General features: G+C 38.2%; 6 protein-coding genes. 5 read left to right on the plus strand and 1 reads right to left on the minus strand.

Annotation, left to right across the window (positions count from 1 at the left end):
* From JX312_RS09305 to JX312_RS09325, 5 genes are all read left to right on the plus strand, one after another.
* Positions 1-215 (plus strand): hypothetical protein (locus JX312_RS09305; RefSeq protein WP_204457803.1); only part of this gene is annotated, 215 nt, incomplete at its 5' end.
* A gap of 26 nt (positions 216-241) precedes the next feature.
* On the plus strand, positions 242-685 hold the full coding sequence (locus JX312_RS09310) for a hypothetical protein (RefSeq protein ID WP_204457804.1): 444 nt from the start codon (positions 242-244) through the stop codon (positions 683-685).
* A gap of 14 nt (positions 686-699) precedes the next feature.
* Positions 700-1,125, plus strand: a complete 426-nt coding sequence (locus JX312_RS09315; RefSeq protein ID WP_065538028.1) for a hypothetical protein — start codon at positions 700-702, stop codon at positions 1,123-1,125.
* A gap of 49 nt (positions 1,126-1,174) precedes the next feature.
* Positions 1,175-2,131, plus strand: coding sequence for a hypothetical protein (locus tag JX312_RS09320; protein WP_204457805.1), 957 nt, complete (start codon positions 1,175-1,177; stop codon positions 2,129-2,131).
* 74 nt (positions 2,132-2,205) lie between these two features.
* Entirely contained in the window at positions 2,206-2,739 is a 534-nt protein-coding gene (locus JX312_RS09325; protein WP_121737429.1) for an SMI1/KNR4 family protein, read from the plus strand.
* Between the two features lie 205 nt (positions 2,740-2,944).
* On the opposite strand, the gene JX312_RS09330 is transcribed toward JX312_RS09325, so the two are convergent.
* Positions 2,945-4,519, minus strand: a complete 1,575-nt coding sequence (locus tag JX312_RS09330; RefSeq protein ID WP_204457806.1) for a glycoside hydrolase — start codon at positions 4,517-4,519, stop codon at positions 2,945-2,947.
* Positions 4,520-4,822: the final 303 nt, after the last annotated feature.

The raw sequence follows: 4,822 nt of genomic DNA on the forward strand, positions 1-4,822 counted from the left end.
TTGAAAAGCTATATAGAATAATGCGTTTTTACGAAGAAAAGGCTATTCAACAAGAATGGCATCAAATATATATTGCTTGTATTGAATATATAATGAATAAAAAAAATGATGCTTTAATACGATTAGAGAAAATCAATAATCAAGTATGGAAGAAGAAGGTACAAGAAGTAATAATGAGAATGACTAACAAACAACTAAGTGCTGAAAACAATTAGTTGCAACCCATTAGATACAATTAGAAATGATTATACCTACTGCAATAAAGGAAATACTTGTTCATAACCATTGGGACGAATTTAATTTTCAAATGATGCAGGATTCTTACATAGACAAGTTAAGACAATCCTACTCTAAGTTTGATTATCCTTTGAATGAAAGTATTATAAGCAAGATTGCTCTATTCTATAACATGAAATTAGAGCTGAACCAATCTGATATTCTTTATTTTGATGTCAAGAAAATAAAGAAATACCGCCCGGAAGCTATGCAAAAAGTGGCTTTGAAGTTAGGGGTCAATAAGGTTATCTATTTAGCAGACATTCATCCCGGCTATTTGATTGTGTGGTTAGATGAACAAGAACAAGTGTGGGCTGATTACGACAATCTTGTTTATTATTATGGCAGTGATATATTCAGTGGTATTCAAAATATAGTATCGGGCAATATCCTTGATACCAAAAAATAACAATAGTGCGAAACATGAAAATTATAAAAATAATATTGTATTACTTACTATTGGCAAGTACGCTTTATGCAGGTATCGGTATTATAAGCCCCTTATACGAAACAGGGTGGCATTTTTCGCTTGCATCTATGTATTGGGCTGTCTTTTCAGTGCTGTTTATAGGAAGCGATTTGTGGCTACATCATAAAATATCACGCCTAATCGCCTTATCTATATTGGCACTTGCCTACCTAATGAGTTTTGAATATTATTTGTTTTGTGATGAATATAGATTCGTGGTTCATCAAGGTTCAAGCGAAAAGATTTTTTTAGCAGACATAGGCAAATTTCATAAGTATTGGTTTTATCAAAGTTTGCTGGTTGCCTATCTGCTCTTGGTAATTGGAGTTTCGCATCTATTGAGAAGAAAAAAGTTATTAACAAACCGGGATAACGCTTGACAGCGTTCCCCGCTTAGCCATTAGTAGCAATTAGAAACAAATAAATAGTATGGAACATTTCCAAGAAGTACCAGATATCAATCGGTTAATAATATCTCCTCTTTATTTAAGAGAAGGATTAGAGTTTGCCAAAAATCAAGGTTATAATAATATTTTAATAGATGCCCATACAACAACGACTGACATCTATGGTATTTCCTGTAAACACACATTAAATGTAAGTCTAATATGTGAATATGATTTTATTGAAACCTTGATTATTCAAGGGTACGACCATACAATAGAGCCATGCAATTTAAATCAACTAAGTGTTTTACCACGCTTAAATAAACTGGGGCTTTGGGCTGATAAGGTCTTTACTATTGATTTCAGTCTATTCCAAAAACTTGAAGAATTGAAGTATTATCATACAAAACAAACAGAAAATGTAGATACTTTAATAAACTTGAAACGACTGCATATTTATAATCTCAAATCAGAAGATTTGAAAGAACTGAAAAGCATGAATTTGTTAGAAGAACTGACATTATGGGATGCCAAAAATATAAATTTGAATGGTTTATGTCAATTAACTAATATAAGAATGTTAGATATTGTTCGTTCTCGAAAAATGGAAGATATTAGAGGTTTGTGCAATTCAAATAGACTTGAAGAATTAACATTATCTTATTGTAATAACATAACCGACATTAGTGTGTTGAGCCATATATCAGGGCTTAAAACACTTAGGTTGCTTAACTGTAAACAACTTCAAGACTTAGCCCAATTAGTACCCAACAATACTATTGAGCATATCAATATTTCAAGTTTAAAAGACTTGTTATTTTTGGAAGGCATGAAGCAACTCAAATCCTTGTGTTTTGATGATGTGATTAACGGGGATATATCTCCATTATTGGGTTCGCACTCTTTAGAATCTGTAAGTATGGTTTCAAAAAAGAAATATTCCCATACAGAAAAGGAAGTGAACCTAATACTGGAAAGAAACCGATTGAATAATAAATAGCTACTAACAAACCGGGCTAACGCTTACAGCGTTCCCCGCTTAGCCATTACCGATGAAACAGAAAATATACAGTCATGAATAAAACTCCTTTTAAAGATTTTGACTTTTCCAGTTTTTGGGATAATAATGAATATGCCCAAAAATATTATATAGGGACAACACCTACTGATGAACAAGTTAAAGATATTGAAAATGAATTGGGATATAAATTGCCCCAATCTTATATTGCGCTGATAAAACAATGTAATGGTGGAGAACCTGTCAATACATGTTTTCCAACTCAAATCCCGACTTCTTGGGCAAATAACCATATAACAATAAGTGGAATTATGGGAATAGATAAAGATAAACCTTATTCTCTTTGCGGAGAAATGGGAAATCGTTTTTGGATTGAAGAATGGGGCTATCCAACCATTGGAATAGCGATATGCACCACTCCTTCTGCCGGACATGATATGATATTCTTGGATTATCGCAAATGTGGTTTAGCAGGAGAACCAAGTGTTGTCCATATTGATGAAGAAAACGATTATAAGATTACTACGCTTGCAGCATGTTTTGAGGAGTTTATTCGTGGGCTTGTTAATTCAAAAGACTTTGAAAGTTAAACCATCGGTAACAAAGCGTGCTAACGCTTGACAGCGTTCCCCGCTTAGCCATTATTAGCAACTGAAAAGCGGAAACAATATGATAAAATACCTTTCGTGAGATATGTCACAGAGCAAAGATGAGTACATCGCACAATGGGACTTGGCACACAAGAAAGATTNTGAACCTTTAATGCAATGTTTATTGTTGTAGAGAAGTCTGAATTCACTCCGCTTTTACGCCGCCCGAGGTCAGTGTGGTGACGGATCGGCGAGGGATCANTATTGATTCGAGATTTTGCGTAGTGCCTGTCAGGCGCAGGCGTTCTCCCGGTTCGTCAGATGTGCGGTATAGATTCCATATTCCATATCCCAAACCACGTATGTCAGTCATTATATCTTCATCAGAGTAGTTTATTATTACAGCTACATAACCGCCATCCGTGTTTCTGTATGCAGAACACATCAGTCCGTCAGGATCGNTCGCGCCATCGGAATCCGTAGTGCCTTCGCGGTTAACTTCCAGCCGTATTGCTCCGGGGCGGATAAAACGGCTGTAATTGCCGAGCGTCCATAGAAGTCGCGAGTCAACGATGGTGTCAGAACTGTTTTTCGGACTTTTGTACTGGTAAAGCAGACCGTCTTTGTAGTTCCCTCCTGCCGCGCGCCACCACTGCCAGCTACGCGCATTGGCGAAAACAAGATCGTGGTGTATCATGCGTGCCACATATAAGGCGGTCTTCATTGTGCGGTCGTAGCCGTGTCCTCCTCCTATCTCTTCGTCGTTAGCCATAATACATACCTCGCTTTGCCAGAAATCGACATTATATTTCTTTAAGGTGTCGCGCAGTGCTTTTCTGCATTCCTTCATATATTCCACCGGAGTGTTGGTCCAATAGCTGTGTCCGGCAATGAGGCGCGGCAGTGATTTCAGATTGCCGACATATGTCTCTGTGCTGTCTGACGAAAAGAAAGACTGGATTTCATAGCCACGGTCCGGTCCTGTCTGATGTACAGACATCATGCACCGGTAATCGGAAGACTCCGGGATTATAATCCGGGTGTGTATGCCTCTTGACTGAAATTCTTTGTCAAGAATTCGTGCAAGGCGTGCTATCTCATATTTTGTTGCAGGAGTGCCTTCCTGTTTTGGTCCTTGCCAGTTCCAGTGCCCGTCCGGTTCATTGACAGGGGATATATAATCGAGATTTATTCCTTCGTGTGAGGCGAGACCGGTTACGACATTTGCTATGAACACGGCGAAATCGTTATATTTATCTTCCTTGAGATTATATGTGCCGTCACGACCGGTATTTGTAGCCAATCCGTTTTTAGTGAAATATACAGGCGGTGAGTTAAGGAATCCGAGAATGCGTGGCACTTTGTATTTTTTAGCAAGGTGCAGAAAACTTCGCTGTCCCGCCTGTCTGCTCCAGTCATAAGTGCCGTCAGGAGTCAGGAAACATTCGGTGCGGGTATGCGGGTTGATATGGCTGCTGTCATTCTGTTCCACACTTCCCGCACCAATGTTGAAACGCCATATGCTTAAACCGATTCCCTCCGGATTGCCGTTGGAATCTACTTCACGGCTGAAGAGAAGTCTTGCAACATCCTCCTGTGTCTGTTGCGGCATTTCTCCTATGAATCTCATGCTCCATGCATCTGATGCTCCGAAGCAATCTATTTCCTGATGAGTGCGAGACGTGTCAACCGTAAATACAACCGGCGTGGAGGCTTGAGCCGGAATAAATCCCAATGCTGAGAACAATATGCCTGTGGCTGCGCTATTGAATTTTTTCATGATATGAATGTCCGAAATTTTAACGCTTTGCGAAAACCCCGATATATGTGAATCATTTTATTGCTTTACAAACTAAATAAATTTCACTCAAAAATCAAAGAAACTTCCCATGCCGGGTGTGTATATTTCATGGTCTGACTGCTCATTGACTGTTGATTATTGGCAAAGGCATAAGCGGAAGGTGAAGAAATGTCAAAATAGAAACTAAACAAAATTATGTTTATTAATTAGGGTGTTCAGTTTGATGTTCCGAAAAACGTCATTCAAAACACCTGAAATTTTAATAAAAACACGTGCTTAAAA

The sequence above is a fragment of the Barnesiella sp. CU968 genome, assembly GCF_905219685.1.
Lineage (GTDB): Bacteria > Bacteroidota > Bacteroidia > Bacteroidales > Muribaculaceae > Lepagella > Lepagella muris_A.